The sequence below is a fragment of the Vagococcus xieshaowenii genome (genome assembly GCF_004792515.1).
GTDB lineage: Bacteria > Bacillota > Bacilli > Lactobacillales > Vagococcaceae > Vagococcus_A > Vagococcus_A xieshaowenii.
This window is the reverse complement of the sequence record NZ_CP038865.1, coordinates 352,096-375,395: the sequence shown is the minus strand read 5'-3', so window position 1 is coordinate 375,395 and position 23,300 is coordinate 352,096. Positions and strand designations below refer to the sequence as shown.

Below are 23,300 nucleotides of genomic sequence, written 5' to 3'. Positions count from 1 at the left end.
TTTATGTGTCTATTGATTCAAATCAATGACTGTTTCACGACGAATCAGTTTATGAGGAATTACCATACGTAAACTAGACGCTTCTTCATCTCCTAGAGATTTCACTAATTGGCGTAAACCAAGTTTCCCTAATTCTTGAACAGAGATATCCATGCTCGTTAAATATGGATGAACCATTGTCGCAATTATGGAGTTATTAAAACTCACAATTGAAAAATCTTCTGGAACTTTATACCCATACATTTGCACTAATTGAATAACCTTCACTGCAAACATATCATCAATTACTACTGCCGCACTATATTTTTTCTCTGCTAACAATTCACCGAAGGCTTCATAATCTTCCGCATTAATTAAATTTATCGATGTATGGTGAGGCAAATTATTCATCATCAACGATTTTTGATAGCCAAAATAACGTTCAAAGAAAATATTCTCGTGAATAGTATTAGTAATAAACAAGATATCTTTGTGTCCATTTTCAATTAAAAAATCTGTCGCATGTTTACCTAACAATTGATTATCATTATCAACGTACACAATATTGTCTTCTTGCTGATAAGGTTGACCAATCAACGAAAACGGTATGTCCTTCTCACATAAGTAAGCAATTACAGGATCATCTTTATCAGAATAAACTAACACGAAACCATCTACTTGTCGTTGTGAATGCATTTTTTTTACATTTTCTAATAATTTCTCATAATTTGTCGCTGTCGCTACAGCCGTTGTTAAATTATTAGCAAGGGCTTCTTCATTAATTGCTTCAATAATTTCTAAGAAGAAAGGATTACCCATACGTTCTTTAGAATCTAGGGGTGGTAAAATAACCCCTATCGCATTTGATTTTCTTTTCCCTAAATTTTGCGCCGCAATATTAGGAACATAACCTAATTCGTCCATCACTTTCATCACACGTTTCTTAGTAGCGTCTGAAATACTTGGATGATCATTGATTACGCGCGACACAGTAGACGTCGCAACACCCGCTTTTTTGGCAACATCTTTTACTGTAACAGTCATCGTATCATCCTTTCTACTCGTCTAATTAAAATAGTAGCGAGTTGTTAATTTTTTTTCTTCATTAGCACTTAGTTCTATTGATGGCCATCCATCAAAATGAACACTGTCGGGTGCTTCTTGAGGCTCAATGGCTAAACCATAATTGGAATGCATCTTACGCCCATTCAATTGAATGTCTGCATCAAACCCTGTCGTAGAAAATAATACCACACCTTGACGCTCAGTGACTATCTCAAGTTGTCTTCCTGAAATCTTTTCCGATAATACTAATTGCTCAGTCGCTTCATTTTTTTTATCAAAAACAAAGTAATCATCTAACCCTTGTGGATAAACTTGAAAAATATCATTAAAGTCTTGGGGATAAGCAACATCCAGTTTCGGTAATATACTTTCACCCGTGGGTAATTTATCCTCATCTAAGATTAACTGTTGATGTGATTGAACCTGCAAGATGTGACTGTCTAAATCACGCTTGCCATCCCCAGATAAATTAAAATACGTATGACTCGTTGGATTAAACAACGTCAATCGTTCAGAGCTTCCTGTTATTTCCATCTCTAAACAATTGCCAATTAAGCGATAAACCACTCGAGCATCTATCGGACCAGGATAACCAGAGCTATCATCATGTAACGTAAAGATGACACTTAGGATTTCTCCTTCATCCTCTACCTGTGTTTCCCAATAACGGTAACTCCAACCATTATCTCCACCATGAATATGGTGATCACCATTATTCTTATCTAGGCACAACTCACCCCATCTTGCTTGTCGGATACGTCCTGCTACAGGCCCTACTGTTGCCCCAAAAAAACTCGTGTCCGCTTGTAAAGCTTCTAACGAGTCAAACGAAAGTAAAACGTTTTCTTTTTTTCCCTTTTTATCAGGGGCATACAGCGTGTGCATACGTGCCCCATAATTAACAAAACTAGCCGTTATTACCCCATTTTCTAGGGTAATAACGTTTAGTTTGCCATCTTTTTGCTCTTTAATTCTCATGTTTTTCTTGCCATTTCTCTAATAAATACTCGTAAGTTAACGCTGCTGTTGTCGTCACCAACGCAATATCATCACCTAAATCTTCAGCTTGTCCGACACCTATTGGTAAAGCACCACTAGCTTTAATAGCTGCGATACCAGCTTGCGCATCTTCAATTCCAATAGATTCCGTAATCGCTACACCAACCTCTTTAGCAGCTAGTTCAAAAATATCAGGTGCTGGCTTACCTTGAGCAACTTTTGCTGGATCGGCAATCGCATCAAAGTAGTCAGTTAACGCCATTTTATCTAATAAACTAGGACCATTTTTACTCGCTGATGCTAACGCGATTTTAACCTCATGTGCTTTCAAGGTTTTCAACAACTCAAGAATTCCTGGATAGACATCTCTAGGTGACACTTCTTCAATCATTTGTACATAGTTATCGTTCTTCTTTTTAGCTAGCGCTGCAAATTCTTCAGCTGAAAAATCTGCTCCACGTCTGCCATGCTCTAAAATCAATCGCAAAGAATCTTCTCGACTGACCCCTTTTAAGCGTTCATTAAATTCACGATCAATCGAAATCCCTAATTCTTCACCTAATTTTTTCCACGCACGATAATGGTACTCGGCTGTATCCGTAATAACACCATCCAAATCAAATAAGACTGCTTTAAACATGTTATGCCTCCTTCAATGCAACAGTTAACGTATCCGCTAAGTTATACACTTGGTCATAAACTGTTACTTCTAGACTAGGTCCAGATACTAAGTTCATCACCACACCTACTTTTGACACCTTAATTTCTAATAAGCTACCACGGTAGTTAATATGGAAAGCATAACCGTTCCAAATCGATGGTAAGAACGGTGAGAAACTTAGTGTATCGTTAGCTGTTTTCATTTGCGCAAATCCTTGCACAATCGCTAACCAACTACCCGTCATTGACGTAATATGTAATCCATCTTCTGTATCGTTATTATAGTTATCTAAGTCTAAGCGTGCCGTACGTTGGTACATTTCAACTGCCTTTTCTTCCATGCCTAATTCCGCTGCTAAAATAGCGTGAATACATGGTGATAATGATGATTCATGAACAGTCATTGGCTCATAAAATTCGAAATTCTTTTGTTTTTCTTCACGTGTAAATTCATCATTGAAGAAATAAATACCTTGTAAAACATCTGCTTGCTTAATAAAGCATGAACGTAAAATACGATCCCAAGACCAGTTTTGATTCAACGGTAAATGTTGTGCTTCTAAATCTGAAACAGGCATCAAATCTTTATCTAAGAACGTGTCGTGTTGAACAAAAACACCTAACGTCTCATCTTTTGGATAATACATTTTCTCAACAATTTCTGCCCATTTTGCTAATTCTTCGTCTGATATTGAAACAGTTGCTTCACTGCGGAATTTTTCAAACATCTCAGCTGTATACTTCAATACCCAAGCAGCAATATAGTTCGTATACCAGTTATTATTCACATTATTTTCATATTCATTCGGACCAGTCACACCATGCATCATGTAAGCATCTTGTCGTTTAGAATAGTGCACACGATCGGCCCAGAAACGCGCAATTTCCGTTAATACTTCTAGCCCTTCTTCCTTCACATAACTTTCGTCACCTGTATAGTTCGTGTAATTATAGATAGCGTAAGCAATCGCCCCATTACGATGAATTTCTTCAAATGTAATTTCCCATTCATTATGACATTCAACACCAGTAAATGTTACCATCGGATATAATGCACCTGCTAGTCCTTGTTGGCGTGCATTGTGTTGTGCTTGTGGTAATTGATTGTGACGGTAAGTTAATAAGTTTTTTGTCACTTCTGGATCAGCTAAGGCTAAGTACAACGGTACCGCGTAAGCTTCTGTATCCCAATATGTAGCACCTCCATATTTTTCACCAGTGAAGCCTTTAGGGCCGATATTCAAGCGTGCATCTTCTCCGTAATAAGTAGAGAATAATTGGAATAAGTTAAAACGAATGCCTTGTTGCGCCTCATCATCGCCATCAATCACCACATCAGCTAATGCCCAACGTTTTGCCCATTCAGATGTTTGAACCTCTAGTAATGTCGTAAAATCATCCGTCACACTCTTTAATAACTCTTTTGCCTCAGACGCTTGCTGCGCTTGCGCAACATCGCGACTCGTTAAAATGACCACTTTTTTAGTTAACGATAAGCTTTCAGTAGTTGAAACATGTGCTTCAAACGTTTGTGTAACCAGGAAATCTGTCACTTCTTCAGCCATCAACGAGGCATTCGTTTCATTTTTCATCACTGAAGTTACGGCAAAACGCTCAATCCCAAAATTATTAGGAATAGTTTCTGTTGTCAATAACCCTAGACCTTCTTCAACTGAACTTGCTTTGTGTTCCCAGAACATTTCGTCATAGTTACTGTCTTCATTACGTACATCTCCGTCTAATTTAGAGACCACTTTCACCACAGCTTCACCCGCTGTTGCCTTTACCTCTAATGACATTACACCTAATTCTTTTGTTGCTACACTTAAGAAGCGTTTAAACGCAAATACTAACGTCGCATTTGCAGTTTCTAGCGTATATTGACGTGTCAATAAACCGTTTTTCATATCTAACTCTAAATAAAAATCCTTTGGCTCTTGTTTAGCTAAATCAACTTTTTCGCCGTCTACATATATATCCATCGCGATAAAGTTAACCGCATTAATTACTTTACCAAAATATTCAGGGTAACCATTTTTCCACCAACCAACACGTGTTTTGTCTGGATACCAAACACCCGCTAAATAAGAACCAGCATGGTGATCTCCTGAATAATCTTCCTCAAAATTACCACGCATTCCCATATAACCATTACCAATAGATGTTAGTGATTCTTGTAAGCGTAACTCTTCTTTGTGTAAATGTGTTGTACTAATTTTCCAAGGGTTAATATCGAATAATCGTTTTATATTTTGCATAACGTCCTCCTAAAGTAAATATCTTGTTGCATTAATAATAAACGCAATCGGTTGCGAAAGTCAATCTTTTTAATTAAAAAAAATAAACAGACCTACTAAATCATTACATCTACTATATACACCCGTCATATCAACTTATTCAAAATAAATGGTTTACAAAAAAATATATTTATATTATACTTCAATCAACGAAATCGATTGCATTGATTTATTCGATTCAGCAATTATTTAGGAGGAATCATCATGAAAAAATTATTTAGTTTCGAGTTTTGGCAAAAATTCGGTAAAGCCTTAATGGTAGTAATCGCCGTAATGCCTGCTGCGGGTTTAATGGTTAGTATTGGAAAATCACTTCCTTTAATCAACCCCGACATGGCGGCGTTAGTAACAACTGGCGGCGTTATCGAAAATATTGGTTGGGCCATTATTGGTAATCTTCATTTATTATTTGCACTAGCGATTGGTGGCAGCTGGGCCAAGGAACGTGCGGGCGGAGCATTTGCAGCAGGGATTGCTTTTGTTTTAATCAACCGTATTACTGGGTCAATCTTTGGGGTTACTGGGGATATGTTAAACGATCCTGAAGCATTCACTCATACATTATTTGGCACAAAAATTATGATTAACGGCTTCTTCACCAGTGTTTTAGAAGCTCCAGCTTTAAACATGGGCGTATTCGTCGGAATCATCGCAGGTTTTGTCGGTGCTAATGCTTATAACAAATATTACAATTTCCGTAAATTACCTGAAGCGTTATCTTTCTTTAATGGTAAACGCTTCGTACCTTTCGTAGTTATTTTATGGTCTGCAGTGGTTTCTATCGCATTAGCACTTGTATGGCCTTACATCCAAGCAGGAATCAATAATTTTGGTTTATGGATAGCTGAGTCTCAAGATACTGCACCTATCTTAGCTCCTTTCTTATATGGAACTTTGGAACGTCTATTGTTACCATTTGGTTTACATCATATGTTAACCATTCCTATTAACTACACACAATTAGGTGGTTCTTATACTATTTTGTCTGGCGCACAAGCTGGGACACAAGTATTTGGGCAAGACCCATTGTGGTTAGCTTGGGCAACAGACTTAGTTAACTTTAAAGGCTCTGGCGATTTAACTCAATACAATAACGTCTTAAGCGGTTGGACTCCTGCTCGTTTTAAAGTTGGGCAAATGATCGGTGCTTCTGGTATTTTAATGGGAATGGCATTAGCCATGTACCGTAATGTTGATGCTGACAAACGTTCACAATACAAATCAATGTACATCTCTGCAGCTTTAGCAGTTTTCCTAACAGGTGTAACAGAACCTTTAGAGTTCATGTTCATGTTTGCTGCTATTCCTTTATACGGAATTTATGCCGTTCTTCAAGGCGCTGCTTTTGCAATGGCTGATATTTTACCATTACGTTTGCATTCATTTGGTAACATTGAATTAGCAACTCGTCTGCCTATTTCTTTTAAAGCTGGTTTAGGGGGCGATGTATTAAACTTTATCCTAGTGACACTAGCATTTGCAGTTGTTACCTATTTATTAGCAAACTTCTTAATTAAAAAATTCAACTTTGCAACACCTGGTCGTAATGGTAACTATGATAATGGTGGCGATTCAGTAGACAACGACTCTGGTGATGCTAATTCATTAAGTAATCAAGTAGTTTCAATCATCAATCTATTAGGCGGTAAAGAAAATATTGAAGATGTTGATGCGTGCATGACACGTCTACGCGTTTCAGTTAAAGACAAATCAAAAGTTGGCAATGAAGAGGCTTGGAAATCAGCTGGAGCGCTTGGTTTAATTGTTAAAGACAACGGCGTACAAGCCGTTTACGGACCAAAAGCAGATATCTTGAAATCTGATATTCAAGATGCACTGGATGCTAATATCGATATTCCTGTCACGAATGTATCAGCTATTGATAATAATACAACCAAAGAAAGTAACACAAACTTTTTGAACAAGCAATTACCTTTAGTCGCTGTTGCCGAAGGAGAAGTTTTGTCGCTTGAGCAAGTAAATGACCCTGTTTTTTCAGCAAAAATGATGGGCCAAGGTTTTGCCATTGAACCTGTTAGTGGTAAAATTGTGGCGCCTGTCGCAGGAACAGTAACCAGTATTTTTCCAACACAACATGCTATTGGCTTATTAACAGATGACGGCATTGAAGTTCTGATTCACATGGGAATTGATACTGTCTCGTTAAAAAATAAAGCATTTGGCATCACCGTGAAAGAAGGACAACAAGTGTTAGCAGGGGAAAGTATCGCACTTGCAGATTTAACTTCTATTAAATCTGAAGGCAAACAAGTGACCATGATCGTTGTCTTCACAAACAGCGATAAAGTAAACAGCATTCATATTGAAAACAATCAACAAGTGATTGCTGGTCAACCAGTCGGTCAATTATCTATTTAATTTGTGTAAACAAGCTGTGACACTTTCGTCACAGCTTGTTTTCTTGCTATAATATCCCCACTATCTTAAAAAGGAGCCTCATCATGACATATAAACTACTAACATTAAATCTTCACAGTTGGATGGAAGAACAACCTTTACTCAAACTAGACATACTCGCACAGGAAATTATTAAACAAGATTATTCAATGATTGCTCTCCAAGAAATCAATCAACTAATAACATCTCCTACTACCACAACCGATGACTTCTTCTGTGCTACACCTCAGCAACACGCGATTAAACAAGATAATTTCGCCTTATTACTTATTAATCGTCTAAAAGAATTAGGCAGTCATTACTATTGGGGATGGGCATATAATCACATTGGCTATGACAAATACGAAGAGGGAGTAGCACTACTTTCAAAAACACCTCTAGTAACTTCTGCTCACACCATCTCCCAACGTCAAGACCCTACTGATTATCGTACAAGAACAGTCTTAATCGGAGAAACACAACTAGATCATCAATCATTGACGATTGTTAGCGGGCATTATTCTTGGTGGATTAATTCAGAAGAAGGATTTGCTTATGAATGGCAACGTCTTATCGAACATTTACCACCTGAACAACCACTCATTTTAGCTGGAGATTTCAACAATCCTGCACACTTACCTAGAGAAGGCTATGAATTAGTCATGCGTTCTTCTTTGGAATTGACAGATGCTTTCCTTGACGCAAAAGAAACAGTTGGTGAGTTTACAGTAGAAAAAACAATTGATGGATGGGAAGAAAATACGCAACAACTACGTATCGACTATATTTTTGGCCGCGGGGTATTTTTTGAAACTTATCGTATAAAGTTTAATGGAATAGACACTTCTATCATAAGTGATCATTTTGGTATAGAGAGTGCGCTTACATTTTTATAGAATTTCATTAGAATCGCAATATTTAGATTAATTTATTTTAATAATCCTCTATTTAAAAAATATATTTTATATACTCAAATTATCAAATAGAAATGGAGGATTATTATGACAAAGAAAAAATTAACACTTACCGCGCTTATTTTAATGATTTTCACGTCAGTATTTGGATTCACTAACATGCCCAGAGCGTTCTTCTTAATGGGATATGCGTCGATTCCATGGTATATTTTAGCGGCACTGACATTCTTCTTACCTTTTGCTTTTATGTTAGCTGAGTTTGGAGCTGCCTTCAAAGACTCAAAAGGGGGAATTTATTCTTGGATGGCGGAATCAATCAATCCAAAATTCGCCTTTATCGGAACTTTCATGTGGTACGCTTCTTACATTATTTGGATGGTAAACGTTGGATCAGGTATTTGGATTCCTTTATCAAACTTCATATTTGGGGTTGATAAAACACAATCTTGGAGCATTTTTGGTTTAAATAGTGTTCAAACACTTGGGATTCTGGCTATTATTTGGATTATCTTTATCACTGTTGTCTCTTCTAAAGGATTAGACAAAATCAAAAAAATTACTTCTGCTGGTGGGACTGCCGTTGCCTTATTAAACGTTATCCTAATTGTCGTTGGATTACTTATCTTAGTATTAAACGGTGGTGAAATGGCTCAACCACTTTCAGGTGGTGCCTTCACTTCTTCACCAAATGCAAGTTATCAATCAATCATTTCTATCTTTAGCTTCTTAGTATTCGCTATTTTTGCTTATGGTGGTATCGAAGTTATTGGTGGTTTAGTAGATGAAACTGAAAATGCTGAAGTTACTTTCCCTAAAGCTGTAACAATTTCAGCGTTAGTCATTGCTATCGGATACGCTATCGGAATTTTCGTTATGGGGGCATTCACAAATTGGGACTTTGCTTATACTCAATTTAGCTCAGCAGAAACAACGTTAGGTAACGTTGCCTACATTACAATGAACAACATGGGATATCAACTTGGATTAGCAATGAACTTAACAGATGCTGCTGCTGTAACAATGGGTAACTGGTTCAGTCGATACATGGGAATTTCAATGTTCTTATCATTATCAGGTGCCTTCTTTACACTAAGTTTCTCTCCATTAAAACAATTAATCGAAGGAACACCAAAAGAAATTTGGCCTTCTAAATGGACAAAAACTGTAAATGGCTTACCTACTTATGCAATGAAGATCCAAGGAGCTATCGTTATCGTGATTATCGCCTTAGTATCATTTGGTGGTGATAGTGCTGCTAAATTCTTCGAAATCTTAACAGCTATGACTAATGTCTCTATGACAATCCCTTATATTTTCATCGCATTAGCATTTATGGGATTCAAAAACAAAGATTCTATCAAAAAACCTTTTGAAATGTACAAATCAAAAAGCAAAGCAAAACTTGCAACTTACATGGTTATTTTAGTCGTAGGTTTCGCAAATGTCTTTACGATTATTTCTCCAGCTATTGACGGTGACATTATGACAACTGTCTGGTCAATCGTCGGTCCAATTTTCTTTGGTGGCGTAGCTTGGTGGTTATTCTCAAGATATGAAAACAAACAAAAATAATGCGTCATTTAAAACAGGATAAGCTAATGCTTATCCTGTTTTTGTATACTCTTCAATAGTTCGTCTTGATCATACACTTGATCAATCAAAACATATGGTAACTTATTACGTTGACACTGTTCAAGTAGATGTCTATTCCCCTTTATTAAATTTTCAGAGGTTAACCACCCATCGTCTAAACGTCTTTCAATTACAGAACTATACTTCACTATTTCTTCAAAAGATTGTCTGATATACGCCTCTGAAAAAATTAAACAAAGATAACGTATTTCTTTTAAATAGGCCTTCGAAAAATATGTTTTCCAATTTTCTGGGACGTAACACCCTTCAACAATCAATGATTGCTGGTTTTCGATAGCTGTTTTTATCATTTCAGCTACAATCGGCCATAAATACTCTGTTAACGACTCATCTGAAGACATCGGAGTTAACGCTGTCTGTTTCGTACGAATTAAGCCCATTTTCAAATGATCAATTGATAGATAAGGTATTTGTTCTATTTCTAATAGACGTTGTGCAAGCGCTGTCTTTCCAACGTGTGTTTCGCCTGTGATAATCGTGATCAACTTATTGCCTCCTCTTAACTAAAAATCCCCTCTTATCATTATATAAGAGAGGATTCATTATCAACCACTTTAACGAATAACTTGTTCTGTTTCTTTATCAAAATAATGCGCTTTAGCTAAATTAAATCCTAATTGCACATTTTGTCCTGGAGAATAACTTGAGCGTGCATCTACCCGAGAAATAAATTCTGTATTACCTAACGTTGTATAAAGCATTGTTTCTGCTCCTAATAGTTCTGATACGACTACTTTAGAGTCCACAATAGACTCATTGTAAGTATCCAATGCAATTGGCTCAGTATGGATATCTTCAGGACGAATACCAAACGTAATAGCTTTCCCTTCATAACCTTTTTCTTTTAGCATGTTATATTGACCTTCAGGAATATGTAAGTTTAATCCTTCATCATTGACTACAAAACCATTCTCAATTCGTGCATCAAAGAAGTTCATTGCTGGAGAACCAATGAAGCCTGCGACGAACACATTATTTGGTGTATCATAAACTTCTTTAGGCGTACCAATTTGTTGTACAAAACCATCTTTCATAATAACAATACGATCAGCCATTGTCATCGCTTCTGTTTGATCATGTGTTACATAAATAGTTGTAGTTTCTAAACGTTGGTGTAATTTAGCAATCTCAGCACGCATTGCTACACGTAATTTAGCATCTAAGTTTGATAATGGCTCATCCATTAAGAATACTTTAGCATCACGTACAATCGCACGACCTAAGGCTACACGCTGACGTTGTCCACCAGATAGCGCTGCTGGTTTACGTTGTAAGTATTCTGTTAATCCTAAAATTTCCCCTGCATCTTTCACTCGGCGATCAATTTCCGCTTTATCATATTTACGTAATTTCAAGCCAAACGCCATATTATCATAAACCGTCATATGCGGATATAACGCGTAGTTCTGGAATACCATTGCGATATCGCGGTCTTTAGGTGCTACATCGTTCATCAATGTATCCCCAATCCATAATTCCCCTTCTGTGATATCTTCTAAGCCAGCTACCATACGTAATGTTGTTGATTTACCACAACCAGAAGGACCAACAAAAACTATAAATTCTTTATCTTTAATATCTAAATTAAAATCTGTTACTGAATATTTGTCGTTACCTTCATATTTCTTTTGGATATGTTTCAAATTAATATCTACCATGTTTAACGTCTCCTATTTCATATTTTTTTACTTAATTATCAGTTAACGATCTCATTATCCCCACAAATAATACGCTTACATTTTTTATGAAATCATAAGTCTTTTATCCTTAATTGACCTATTTATTTTCCTTACTGTATCGCTATATTCCTTGAAGACAACAAATAAAAATAACTAACACGTTCGTTCATAAGCGATGATAACACCCGAAACCCCTTTAAACATCGTGTTATTTCAATAAAAACAAATAATTAAATAATTGATAAACCAATTATAAAACGTTTTCATAAATGTGTATATAAAATTTCATTTTTTTATTTTTTATTTCTCTTTATTTAGTAAATTTTTACATATTATTTACTAACATAACGACACAACAAAGAGGCATCCCTTACGGTCATGCCTCTTCAACCATTATTTTATTTCTCTTGTTCTACTTCTCTTTAAGCTTGTGACTATTTCTTTTCCCTCAGCATCCCATTTTACCATACGATAAAAGGCATCATGATAAAAAATAAAGCCGTAGTCATTCTCTTTTGCTTCGTTCATCCACTTCTCTTTGGCAAAAATCGAAGTCATCGGATAATCATCGTAAGCTAATACCCATAATGGATTTTGATGAGCATGCGTTGGCATAATATCAGCCATATGAAGTAACACTCGGTCCTCTTGCTGAAGCTTCACTACGGCATGTCCCTTACTATGTCCTCCAGAGTGAATAAGTTGAATACCTGGTAAGTCATCATAAACTTCTTCATATGTTTTTACTTGGTGAATGATTGGTTGCCAGTTATAGTCCCAGTAAGTGCTCTTAGAGCGAATATTAGGTGATTGCATTTCTTCCCATTCTATAGCATTCACAATGATTTCAGCCCGTTCAAAAACTGGTACATACTCTCCTTGAGCGACTTGTTTCGTTAAACCAGACGCGTGATCAAAATGTAAATGAGTCATTAGTACACTATCAATATCGGCTGTTGTTAATCCCAAATAAGCCAAACTTTCTTCTACTTCTGATTCTCTTGAAACACCAAAAATCTTTCGTTGTTTTTCAGTCAACTTACCTTTCCCAATCCCTGCATCAATCAAAATATTCTTTCCTTGATACTGAATTAATATTGGATCTGTTGGTAACTCAATTTGATTGTTTTCGTTAAAAGGATATTTGCGACTCCACAATGGTTTAGGCACCACACCAAACATTGCCCCACCGTCCATTGCGGTTGTCCCTCCTTCTAACCACGTAAGTGTCATTTCTCCAAATACTAATTGATCTAACGTCATGGTTTCCCTCTTTTCCTAGATGCGTATTTAAGCTAGATAACCCATTGCTTTTGCTTGCTCCATCAACTCTTCACGGAATTTAGGATGCGCAATATTGATTAAGCTTTCCGTACGTTCTGAAATTGTCTTCCCTTTTAGTTTAGCACTTCCATATTCTGTGACAACCGTATCGATATCATTTTTTGATGTGGCAACTGGCGCGCCACTAAATAAGTGCGAAACAATGGTCGAAATCTCATCGTTTTTGGCTGTAGCATACAAGCAAATGATACCGGTTCCATTCTTAGTTAATCGAACACCTTTCATGAAGTCAGACTGGCCACCCGTTGAAGAATAGTACATACTCTTCACACGTTCTGAATTACATTGACCTAAAAAGTCTACTTCAACCGATGAATTAATGGCAACTAAATTATCTAAGCGACTAATCACCTCAAAACTATTGGTATAGTCACATGGATTCATTAAAATATCAGGATTATTATCCATAAACTCATACAAACGTTTTGAGCCAATTGCAAATGTAGCCACCGATTTTCCTGTATCAATTTCTTTTTGACTATTATCAATCACACCTTTTTCAGCTAAATCGACTAATTTTTCCGGTAACATCTCTGTATGTAAGCCTAAGTGACGTTTATCGACTAAGTACTCCATTACGGCATTTGGCATGGCACCAAAACCAATTTGTAGCGTATCCCCATCTTTAACCTTAGCTGCAATTTCTTTTCCAATCGCTAAATCTTTTTCATTTAATGATGGACTTCCTAACTCTGGTAAATCAATATTATGCTCAATCAACGCAGCGACTTGGCTAATATGAATCCCATTATTAATTCCAAAAGTGCGTGGCATACGATCATTTACTTCTAATATAATCGTATCTGCTTTATCAATTAATGAAGCAACATATGATGGACTAGTCCCTAATGAGAAGTAGCCTTCTTCATCCATTGGTGCAACTGTTGCCATGATAACCATGTGTCCTTCTTCACGCTCTAACAAAATAGAAGGAATGTCAGAAAAGTGGTTAGGTAACAAATCGACAGTTCCTGAATTCATTGCTTTACGATCCATGCCCGATAAGAAAATTGAGATTTGACGTAGTTTATCTTTTGGTGCATCAACCACCGGAAAACTTGGTAACATACGATATAAACGATTATCTTCTAATGTTTCTAATTCACGGATACCATCTAATAATGCTTTAGGTTCACCTGGCATTATTGGGAAAATAATTCCTTGTCCTGGTTTCACTAAACGAACCGCCTCTTCAGCTGTCGTTAATTTCTCTTCATATAATCCTTGTAAGTCTAATTTTTCAGCAACTAATGTAGCATTCATCATGTTCATACACTTCCTTTAATAGATTTTTATTTTATCTCGTGATTATTGTTTATTAAATGCTGCTTTTCGACGATTCAAGAAAGCATCCATACCTTCTGTTTGATCATCTGTTGAAAATAATGAGCCAAAAACTTCTGCTTCTAAACGTAATCCATGTTCGATAGGCATTTCTAGCCCTCGATCAATCACTTCTTTGCTCAATTCAACTGCCAGTGGGGCATTTTTACGAATTTGATTAGCTAAGTTTTGCGCTTCAATCAATAATTCTTCAGCAGGCACCACACGATTTAGTAACCCAATGCGATGTGCTTCTTTAGCGTCGATGATATTGCCCGTGAAAATCAATTCTTTGGCCATGCCTGTTCCTACTAAGCGAGCTAATCGTTGTGTCCCACCAAATCCTGGTATAATACCTAAACCAACTTCTGGTTGGCCAAACTTCGCATTTTCTGCACCAATACGCATATCACATGCTAGCGCTAATTCACAGCCTCCACCTAGTGCAAAGCCGTTCACACAAGCAATAGTTGGTTGTCTCAAATTAGCCAATTTACTAAACACTCGATTCCCAACTTCAGAGAATGTACGTCCCTCAAATACACGTTTTTCTTTCATCTCCGCAATATCCGCTCCGGCAACGAACGCTTTTTCGCCTGCTCCAGTAAGAAGTAACACATCGATTGTCTCCATCATTGAAATATCATCAATCATTAGTTCCAATTCTTCTAGTACTTCTGTACTTAATGCATTTAACACTTTAGGACGTTCAATCGTTAAACTCCCAATCCCTTGTTCTATTGTTAATGAAATATAATTATATGTTTGCATGATTATTCTCCTATTAATTGTCGTAGTTATAGAAACCTTTTCCTGTTTTCTTACCTAACCATCCTGCTTCTACGTATTTTTTTAGCAATGGGGCTGGACGATATTTAGAGTCATTGAAACCATCGTATAATACATTCATAATCGCCAAGACTGTGTCTAAGCCTATATAATCTGCTAATGCCAATGGACCCATAGGATGATTAGCACCTAACTTCATTGATTGATCAATTTCTTCAGCTGTCGCCACACCTTCTCCTAATACAAAGATGGCTTCGTTTAACATTGGAATCAAAATTCGATTAACCGCAAATCCTGGTGAATCCTTAATATCGATTGACACTTTATTCATGTTATTAGCAACTTCTCGGATTGTGGCTATCGTCGCTTCATCTGTGGCTAATCCATGATTAATTTCAACTAATTTCATCACTGGCACTGGGTTAAAGAAATGCATCCCAACTACTTGATGAGGACGTTTTGTTACCGCAGCGATTTCGGTAATCGATAGTGATGACGTATTGGTTGCTAAAATAGCATGTTTAGGGGTAATCTCATCTAATTGACGGAAAATATCTAATTTAATCTCTTTATTTTCAGTCGCTGCTTCTACCACTAGATCTACTTCTTTAGCATCTTCATAAGACGTAGAGGTTTGAATATTCGATAAAATAGTCGCTACCTCTTCTTGCGCTTTTTTACCTTTTTCAACGCTTCTATTTAATGCGCTTTCAATTTTATCGTAAGCACGATTCACAAATTCTTCTTTAATATCATTCATGTAGACATGGTAACCTGCCGTTGCTAATTCTTGAACAATACCACTTCCCATTTGTCCTGATCCAATTACCATTACTTTTTCAATTGTCATTTCATTTCACCTTTCTTTTGTTACATTTCATCTTCAACGTCTTAACACGCTGTCCAAGGTTCTGCGATAATTTTCCTTAGACGATTAGATGAGCTGCCGTAAATTGCTGTTATTTTAGCATCTCTAATTAAACGTTCAATATCGTTATTCTTCATATAGCCATAGCCACCTACTAAACTAATAATTGTTTCCGTTATATCAATAGCATGATTGGAAGCACTCAATTTAGCCATAGCTATAAAACGATCATCATCTTGATGTGTCGTAACGACTTGGTTTAACAAAGCATTATCCGCATATAATTTGGTTTCTATTTCTGCTAATTTGAATTGTGTATTTTGCAAGTCAATTAATCGTTTGCCAATATTTCTTTTACGTGAAACATAGCCTAACGCTCGCTTCATTGCTCCTTCAGAGATACCAATAGCTTGTGCTGTAACGGCTAAACGATTACGATTTAATATCGCATTAACTTGTTCTTCACCATTTAAGCATCCACCCAACACCTCATCTTCTGAAACGAAAACATTTGTCATTTTTATGTTCGCAACAGGTAATGCTCGTATGCCCATCTTATCTTCTGGTTTTCCTACTTCAAATCCTTTTGCACCTTGTTTAACAATAAACACACCATACGTATCTTCTTGCCCTCTATTTATCACACGAGCTGCAATAAGAAATAGGCTAGCAACAGGTGCATTAGAAATATATTGTTTTTCACCAGTTAATTGCCAACCGCCTGCTACTTTTTCTGCTACCGTCAACATTTCCGTTATATCACTTCCAGAATGCTCCTCATTTAATGCAAACGAACCGAATTGATTGCCTAATAATAACTCTGGAAGATAACGTGCTTGTTGTTCTGACGTTCCAAATTTAGTAAACGGATATAATGCATGACTTTCTTGCGTTAACATAATACTTGCTAAAGCTGGAAAATGATGACTCACTAATCGTAAATTTGATAAGTAATGTTGATAATGAGTATTGGATTCAGCATATAATGATTGAAAAAAACCTAGGTCAAATAATTTCTTTACTTGTTCTTCTGGAAACTCTTCTACTTGGTCATAATACCTAGCAGCTCCCACCAATACCTCATTAGAATACTTTTCAATTTTTTCTACTAGCTCGTTCATCATCATCTATCCCCTTTAATGATACTAATTACTCATCACGTTTTATAATTAATGAAATACCTTGTCCGCCACCGATACATAATGTTGCTAGACCATTTTTAGCTTCACGTTTTTTCATTTCATGCAGTAACGTTACTAAAACACGTGCACCACTTGCACCAATAGGATGTCCTAAGGCAACCGCGCCACCATTGACGTTAGTAATTGCTTCATCTAGCCCTAATTCTTGTACAACACTCATTGCTTGTGCAGCGAAGGCCTCATTAGCTTCTACTAAATCTAAATCTGATACCTCTAACCCTGCTCTTGTTAAGGCACGCTTCGTTGATGGAATCGGGCCTGTTCCCATAATCGTCGGATCAACACCCGCCGTAGCATAAGAAGCAATTGAGCCCATAATTTCCATACCTAATTCTTCGGCTTTATCACGACTCATTAAAACAAGAATCGCTGCACCATCATTGACACCTGAAGCATTTCCAGCAGTCACGGTTCCATCTTTTTTAAAGGCTGCACGAAGTTTTCCTAAACCATCTGCAGTTGAGCCAAATCTTGGGAACTCATCCTGATTAAACTTAATGGGCTCACCTTTTCTCACTGGAATTTCAATCTCTACAATCTCATCAGTAAAACGTCCTGAGGTGATAGCTGCCTCTGCTTTATTTTGACTTGAAGCTGCAAAAGCATCTTGTGCTTCACGGGTAAAGCCAAATTTTTCTGCAATATTTTCTGCTGTTATCCCCATATGAATCCCATCAAATGCATCCGTTAGACCGTCTTTTAATAATGTATCAACAATTTCACCATTTCCCATACGTCCACCCCAACGATGGTTCGGTAATACATATGCTGCCTGGCTCATACTTTCTGTACCACCGGCGATAACGATGTCATTTTCTTCTAACATAATAGATTGAGCCGCTAATATAACCGCTTTCAATCCAGAACCACAAACTTTATTAATCGTCAACGCCGATGAAGATTGTGGCAATCCTGATTTCAACGCAACTTGACGTGCGACATTTTGTCCTAATCCTGCTGATAAAACATTCCCTAAAATCACTTCATCCACTAAGTTAGGATCTAAGTTAATATCTGCTAATGTTTTTTCAACTACTTTTTGTCCTAGTTCAACCGCAGATAAATTTTTTAAACTTCCACCAAAACTACCAATTGGACTTCTTCTTGCTGCTACGATAACTACTTCTTTCATGTGATGTTCCCCCTGTATATATTAATGAAAACGTTTTATTTCTTTTGACACTCTTATCATACGGCTGATTTCACAAAAAATCTAACAAGTAAATGTTATTAATTCTATTAGTAATTTTAATACATACAAAAAAACCTTGAGTTAGCAACGTTTGAAAGAAAACGTTTTCTAACTCAAGGCGGATGATTTTCTTAAAAAAAGTTTGTGAATTTTTTGCACACTATTATTCTACGATTGGTTGATAGAAATAGCTTAAAATTGACTCATAAACTAAACCTTCAACATCATTATAATTTCCTTTAATTGGTCGACATAATAAGACATTAAAGGGAATTGGTTCTTTAAATGGTATTTCAACAAATAAATTTTTATCCATGGTTCTTTCGATTGGTGACGGCAAGACTGCCACAATATTTGATTCTTGTGTTGCCTCTACTAAATAATCCCATGATGAAGAAGTTAACTTTATTTGGGCATTACTTTTTTCTTTTTTTAGTTTCTCAGTTACTAATTCATAGGTAGTAAAACTTTCGTTGAATGTTGCAACTGGAAAGGATTCCAAATCGCGCCAAGATAAGCGTTTTTTATGCGCTAATGGATGTGTATGATAGACAAATGCCGTCATTTCATCAATTTGAATGACATGTTCTTCAAAACTTTTGGGATCAAGACTAGTTGGCTCAATTAAAATAGCATAGTCTAAATCATTTTGAAATAACATTTTTCTTAAATAATTACTACCACCTTCTACAATCTCTAATTGAATATTAGGATTATCCATCATTAATTTTGGGAAAAATGATGAGAAAAAAATTCTTAAAATAAGGGATGGCAAACCAATTCGAATGGTCCCTTTTTGTTTAGCGGCTTCTTTACGAACCATCTCATTCATCTGTTCATGCAACTGTGTGATTTCTTGTGCATAAGTATATAACTTTTCTCCACTTGGGGTTAATGACTCTAACCGACCATTTTTACGATAAAATAGTGTTAATTCTTCATTTGCTTCAAAATTAATAATTAACTGGCTTAATGCCGATTGTGTGATATGAATTTTTTTCGCTGCTAATGACAAATTACATCCGCACTCTACAATGTTCATAAAATAATATAACTGTTGAATATCCATCTAACAAAACTCCCCTATAGCGTTTGATACCTTTATCTTACTATAAATGTACTCGTTTTCATAAAGTTGAGCCTACAAAAAAAGCCGCTGTTGACTAGGCAGCGACTTTTAAACTGTGAATGTCAAATGTTCCATACAAATGTCTAAAAGAGATTGTTTTTTTTATAATGTTTGAATGAATGTTTTCTACTGCTATTGATTAAGTATTAAACGAAAGCTCCTACACCTGTTAAGAAACGACCAACGATTAGCGCATTAATTTCATGTGTACCCTCGTAAGAATAAATCGCTTCACCATCTGCAAAGAATCTTGCCACATCTGTTTCAAGAGTAATACCATTACCTCCACAAACTTCACGCCCCCAAGCAACTGTTTCACGCATTCTCATCGCATTATGCATTTTGGCTAAAGCTGAATTTTCTTCTAAAAAGTGACCTTGTTCTTGCATATTAGCTAATTGTACTGAATATGCCATTGTTGATACAACATTCGCTTGCATGCGTGCAACTTTTTCTTGCACTAATTGGAAACCTGATAATTTACGACCAAATTGATCACGATCTTTGATATATTTCAACGCTGCTTCAGTTGCACCAATTGTCATACCTGTTGCTAAATGTGCAATATCAGCACGTGTTGAACGTAAAATTCTTGCCACATCTTTAAAGCCATTAACGTTTTCTAAACGATCCTCATCCAAAACTTCTACATTTTCTAATGTAATATGACCATTTTGAACTAAGCGTAAAGAAACTTTATGTTTGATATTTTCAACAGTTAACCCTTTTGATCCGCCTTTAACGATAAAGCATTTAATTTTTCCATCTTCTTTATCACGAGCAAAAATTGGTAAAATATCAGCGGTTGATGCACCACCAATCCAGCGTTTTTCACCATTAATGATCCATTTATCTCCAACTTTTTCAGCGGTTGTTGCTAATCCGCCTGCAATATCAGAGCCGTGATCTGGTTCGGTTAAACCAAAACACCCTTGCCATTCCCATGAAGCAATTTTAGGTGCATATTTTTCAATTTGCGCTTCACTACCACCTAATAGAATCGTGTTATAACATAAACCACCGTGAACAGTATAAAAGGTTGCGATAGAAGCATCCAATTTAGCTAATTCAAAGTATAAAAACGCATTGTATAACTCACTAGGTTTTCTAGCCCCTTCACGTCCTTCAAACAATAGTGGGCTATTCATAATGCCTGTTTCTGCAATTCCTTTAAAGATTTCAAAAGGAAAATCAGCTTTTTCCCAATACTCATTGACCACTGGCTTAACATCTGTTTCAAGGAAGTGACGTAAGTTTTGTAAGACCGTTAATTCTCCTTCAGTTAAACCGTTTGCATAAGCATACATATCAAATGGATACATTTCTTTTAATTTTTCGCTTCTTGCCATTTTGTTTCTCCCCTTTAGTTGTTTTTGATGTCTTTATCATATACCACAAAAATGAAAGCGTATACTTAAGGAAAATTATGATAACTATTAGAAAAATTAATAGTTATGGAAAACCCTTACAAATAAACAATGTGTAAATGATGATAAAAAAACTTACGTCAGATTTTGGTCTAACGTAAGGGAATCAAGACATATTTTCTTTTTTATTATTTAATTCGAATTAGGATATAAATAATTAGTTAAATCCGCAAACTCTTGTAAAGATAATGTTTCCCCACGGCGTTTAGGATCAATCTCACATGCTGCTAAAGCTGTTTCTAAGCGTGTTTTTGTGGCTTCATCTTTTCCAAAATAACTAATCAAATTATTCCATAATGTTTTACGTCTTTGTTGGAATGAGGCGCGAACTAGTGCAAAGAATTTGTCTTCGTTATTAACTTCAACTGCTGGCGTTTCACGTTTGGTTAAATGTAAAATAGCTGAATCAACATTAGGCTGTGGTACAAACGCTGTTTTAGGAACAATAAACGCTGTTTCAGCTTCCATAAAATACTGAACAGCTACTGATAGCGAACCATAAGCTTTAGTCCCAGGACCTGCTGTAATACGATCTGCGACTTCTTTTTGCATCATAACAACCATTTCATCAATTTCAAGTGATGCTTCTAAAAAGTGCATCATAATAGGCGTTGTAACGTAATAAGGCAAATTGGCTACGACTTTAATTGGTAATTCTGGATTTTCAAATACTTCAGATGTTATTTTTTCTAAATCTGCTTTTAAAACATCCTCATTGACCACTGTCACATTTGGATAAGGCTCCATTGTTTCAGCCAATACTTCCATCAGCCGTTGATCAATTTCAAATGCCAATACTTGATTAGCTTCTCTAGCTAAAAATTCCGTTAATGAGCCCATACCAGGTCCTACTTCAATAACATTGGTTTGATCATTTAATTGTGCAACCTCCACAATATTTCTTAAAATATTCAAATCTGTCAAGAAATTTTGACCTAAACTCTTTTTAAATGAGAAACCATATTTCTTTAATAATTCTTTTGTTCTTGTAGGATTAGCTACTTCTTTTGTCATCATTATTCCTTTCTAGTACACGTATTGCGTCCATTAACTCTTCTTCCGTTATTCTAAACATATTTAATCGTTTTAGCAATTGTTTACCATTAGTATAACCGATTCTCAAATAATCACCCAATTGTTCACGTTTTTGACGACTACCTGGACCTGCTAATAAACCAAGTGATAACAAGGTTTGTTGATTAATACTTGGGATATCATCTTGACTAGGTGTCATGACATTTTCCAAAGCCTCTTTCAACGCTTCCTCACTAGCATGTTCAACGCCCAAGCTATTCCCTCGTTTACTAGGGGTTCCTTCTTTTCTAGAAATGAACGCATGCTTTACTTCTGGTAAATAATTGCTAATAGTTTTACGAATTTTTTCACCCGAAAAATCTGGGTCAGTAAACACAATCACTCCCCGAACTTCATGTGCATGCTCAATACGTTCCAAAATTGCCTCATCAATGGCAGAGCCAATTGTTTCAATCGTGTCTACTTCAAAAAATTGTTTTAGTCGTTTAGTATCATCTTTTCCTTCTACAACGACAATTTCTTGAATGGTTATTTTTTTATTCGTATCCATACTACTCACCTATTCTAAACAAGCGATGAGCATTTTGTGTTGTTTGTTTAGCCACTTCTTCCCATGTCATACCGCGTAACTCCGCAATTCTTTCAACAACATAACGAGTATAGGCTGGTTCATTGCGTTTACCTCTAAATGGAACAGGCGCTAAATATGGTGCATCTGTTTCTACGAGTAATGAGTCTAGCGGCACCACTTTAGCTACTTCTTGTAAGTCAGTTGCTTTTTTAAATGTCACGACCCCACTTAAAGAAATATGTAGCCCTAAGTCTAAGAATCGTTTCATCCATTCACTATCACCACTAAAACTATGCATAATGCCACCCGTCAGATGTACTTGTTCTTCTTTTAAAATTCTATAAGTATCCTCCATAGCATCACGTGTATGAATGCTAAATGGCAACTTCATTTCTCTAGAGATAGCTAACTGACGACGAAATACTTTTTCTTGTACATCTTTAGGATCTTCCATCCAATGATAATCTAATCCAATTTCACCTAATGCCACCACTTTAGGTGTATTGAGTAATTGCTGTAACTTTGCTTCAATTTTCGGTGTATAGCTTCCTGCTTCTGTTGGATGCCAACCTATAATGCTATAAATATTATCATAAAGTTGACTCAACTCTAACGATTTTTCTATCGTTGGTTCATCAAATCCCACTACCGCCATCTCAGTTACGCCCTGTTCATTGGCTCGTTCAACTGTTTCATTAATATCATCTTTAAATTGTTCAACATTTAAATGAGTATGTGAATCAAAAATCATCTTCAAACGCTTCCTCTCTTAATTAC

20 protein-coding genes are annotated in these 23,300 nt (G+C 36.2%); 3 read left to right on the top strand and 17 right to left on the bottom strand.

The window, feature by feature from the left end; genetic code table 11:
• Nucleotides 1–9: 9 nt before the first annotated feature.
• Genes E4Z98_RS01870 through E4Z98_RS01855 form a run of 4 tightly spaced genes read right to left on the bottom strand, consistent with a single transcriptional unit; the run spans nucleotide 10 to nucleotide 4,961 of the window.
• Nucleotides 10–1,023 carry a LacI family DNA-binding transcriptional regulator gene (locus E4Z98_RS01870; protein ID WP_135254972.1) on the bottom strand — a complete coding sequence of 338 codons (1,014 nt, stop codon included), beginning with the start codon at nucleotides 1,021–1,023 and terminating at the stop codon, nucleotides 10–12.
• Nucleotides 1,024–1,044: 21 nt separating this feature from the next.
• Nucleotides 1,045–2,022, bottom strand: coding sequence for an aldose epimerase family protein (locus E4Z98_RS01865; RefSeq protein WP_135254971.1), 978 nt, complete (start codon nucleotides 2,020–2,022; stop codon nucleotides 1,045–1,047).
• Entirely contained in the window at nucleotides 2,012–2,683 is a 672-nt protein-coding gene (pgmB, locus tag E4Z98_RS01860) for a beta-phosphoglucomutase (RefSeq protein WP_135254970.1), read from the bottom strand. The genes E4Z98_RS01865 and pgmB overlap by 11 nt, the downstream gene beginning before the upstream one ends.
• A 1-nt stretch (nucleotide 2,684) precedes the next feature.
• The gene (locus E4Z98_RS01855; protein WP_135254969.1) at nucleotides 2,685–4,961 is read right to left on the bottom strand and encodes a glycoside hydrolase family 65 protein; all 2,277 of its coding nucleotides are present in this window, start codon (nucleotides 4,959–4,961) and stop codon (nucleotides 2,685–2,687) included.
• A gap of 243 nt (nucleotides 4,962–5,204) precedes the next feature.
• Here E4Z98_RS01855 and E4Z98_RS01850 point away from each other — a divergent pair, with 243 nt between their 5' ends.
• The 3 genes from E4Z98_RS01850 (at nucleotide 5,205) to yjeM (ending at nucleotide 9,883) form a co-directional block, all read left to right on the top strand.
• Nucleotides 5,205–7,379 (top strand): PTS transporter subunit IIBC, encoded by a 2,175-nt coding sequence (locus E4Z98_RS01850; RefSeq protein ID WP_135254968.1) that lies wholly within the window; start codon nucleotides 5,205–5,207, stop codon nucleotides 7,377–7,379.
• Between the two features lie 83 nt (nucleotides 7,380–7,462).
• Nucleotides 7,463–8,293 carry an endonuclease/exonuclease/phosphatase family protein gene (locus E4Z98_RS01845; protein ID WP_135254967.1) on the top strand — a complete coding sequence of 277 codons (831 nt, stop codon included), beginning with the start codon at nucleotides 7,463–7,465 and terminating at the stop codon, nucleotides 8,291–8,293.
• 105 nt (nucleotides 8,294–8,398) lie between these two features.
• On the top strand, nucleotides 8,399–9,883 hold the full coding sequence (yjeM, locus tag E4Z98_RS01840) for a glutamate/gamma-aminobutyrate family transporter YjeM (protein WP_209316316.1): 1,485 nt from the start codon (nucleotides 8,399–8,401) through the stop codon (nucleotides 9,881–9,883).
• Between the two features lie 23 nt (nucleotides 9,884–9,906).
• Here the strand turns inward: yjeM and E4Z98_RS01835 are convergent, their stop codons facing one another.
• The 13 genes from E4Z98_RS01835 to E4Z98_RS01775 form a co-directional block, all read right to left on the bottom strand.
• A complete protein-coding gene (locus E4Z98_RS01835; RefSeq protein WP_135254965.1) occupies nucleotides 9,907–10,449 on the bottom strand; it encodes an adenylate kinase in 543 nt (180 codons plus the stop codon).
• A 69-nt stretch (nucleotides 10,450–10,518) separates the two neighbouring features.
• Nucleotides 10,519–11,622 (bottom strand): ABC transporter ATP-binding protein, encoded by a 1,104-nt coding sequence (locus E4Z98_RS01830; protein WP_135254964.1) that lies wholly within the window; start codon nucleotides 11,620–11,622, stop codon nucleotides 10,519–10,521.
• A 414-nt stretch (nucleotides 11,623–12,036) separates the two neighbouring features.
• Entirely contained in the window at nucleotides 12,037–12,906 is an 870-nt protein-coding gene (locus tag E4Z98_RS01825) for a YtnP family quorum-quenching lactonase (protein ID WP_209316315.1), read from the bottom strand.
• A gap of 27 nt (nucleotides 12,907–12,933) precedes the next feature.
• Nucleotides 12,934–14,253 (bottom strand): acetyl-CoA hydrolase/transferase family protein, encoded by a 1,320-nt coding sequence (locus E4Z98_RS01820; RefSeq protein WP_241856712.1) that lies wholly within the window; start codon nucleotides 14,251–14,253, stop codon nucleotides 12,934–12,936.
• 42 nt (nucleotides 14,254–14,295) lie between these two features.
• Nucleotides 14,296–15,081, bottom strand: coding sequence for an enoyl-CoA hydratase-related protein (locus tag E4Z98_RS01815; RefSeq protein ID WP_135254963.1), 786 nt, complete (start codon nucleotides 15,079–15,081; stop codon nucleotides 14,296–14,298).
• 13 nt (nucleotides 15,082–15,094) lie between these two features.
• Nucleotides 15,095–15,949, bottom strand: a complete 855-nt coding sequence (locus E4Z98_RS01810) for a 3-hydroxybutyryl-CoA dehydrogenase (RefSeq protein WP_135254962.1) — start codon at nucleotides 15,947–15,949, stop codon at nucleotides 15,095–15,097.
• A 41-nt stretch (nucleotides 15,950–15,990) separates the two neighbouring features.
• Nucleotides 15,991–17,094, bottom strand: a complete 1,104-nt coding sequence (locus E4Z98_RS01805; protein ID WP_135254961.1) for an acyl-CoA dehydrogenase family protein — start codon at nucleotides 17,092–17,094, stop codon at nucleotides 15,991–15,993.
• Between the two features lie 22 nt (nucleotides 17,095–17,116).
• A complete protein-coding gene (locus tag E4Z98_RS01800) occupies nucleotides 17,117–18,301 on the bottom strand; it encodes an acetyl-CoA C-acetyltransferase (protein WP_135254960.1) in 1,185 nt (394 codons plus the stop codon).
• Nucleotides 18,302–18,524: 223 nt separating this feature from the next.
• The gene (locus E4Z98_RS01795) at nucleotides 18,525–19,430 is read right to left on the bottom strand and encodes a LysR family transcriptional regulator (protein ID WP_135254959.1); all 906 of its coding nucleotides are present in this window, start codon (nucleotides 19,428–19,430) and stop codon (nucleotides 18,525–18,527) included.
• A 206-nt stretch (nucleotides 19,431–19,636) separates the two neighbouring features.
• Nucleotides 19,637–20,839: an acyl-CoA dehydrogenase FadE gene (fadE, locus tag E4Z98_RS01790; RefSeq protein ID WP_135254958.1), complete on the bottom strand. Its 1,203-nt coding sequence runs from the start codon at nucleotides 20,837–20,839 to the stop codon at nucleotides 19,637–19,639.
• Nucleotides 20,840–21,049: 210 nt separating this feature from the next.
• Nucleotides 21,050–21,934: a 16S rRNA (adenine(1518)-N(6)/adenine(1519)-N(6))-dimethyltransferase RsmA gene (gene rsmA / locus E4Z98_RS01785; RefSeq protein ID WP_425330217.1), complete on the bottom strand. Its 885-nt coding sequence runs from the start codon at nucleotides 21,932–21,934 to the stop codon at nucleotides 21,050–21,052.
• Nucleotides 21,912–22,502 carry a ribonuclease M5 gene (gene rnmV / locus E4Z98_RS01780; RefSeq protein ID WP_135254956.1) on the bottom strand — a complete coding sequence of 197 codons (591 nt, stop codon included), beginning with the start codon at nucleotides 22,500–22,502 and terminating at the stop codon, nucleotides 21,912–21,914. Before rnmV ends, rsmA begins: the two co-directional genes overlap by 23 nt.
• Before the next feature lies 1 nt (nucleotide 22,503).
• Nucleotides 22,504–23,274 (bottom strand): TatD family hydrolase, encoded by a 771-nt coding sequence (locus tag E4Z98_RS01775; RefSeq protein ID WP_135254955.1) that lies wholly within the window; start codon nucleotides 23,272–23,274, stop codon nucleotides 22,504–22,506.
• Between the last annotated feature and the right edge of the window lie 26 nt (nucleotides 23,275–23,300).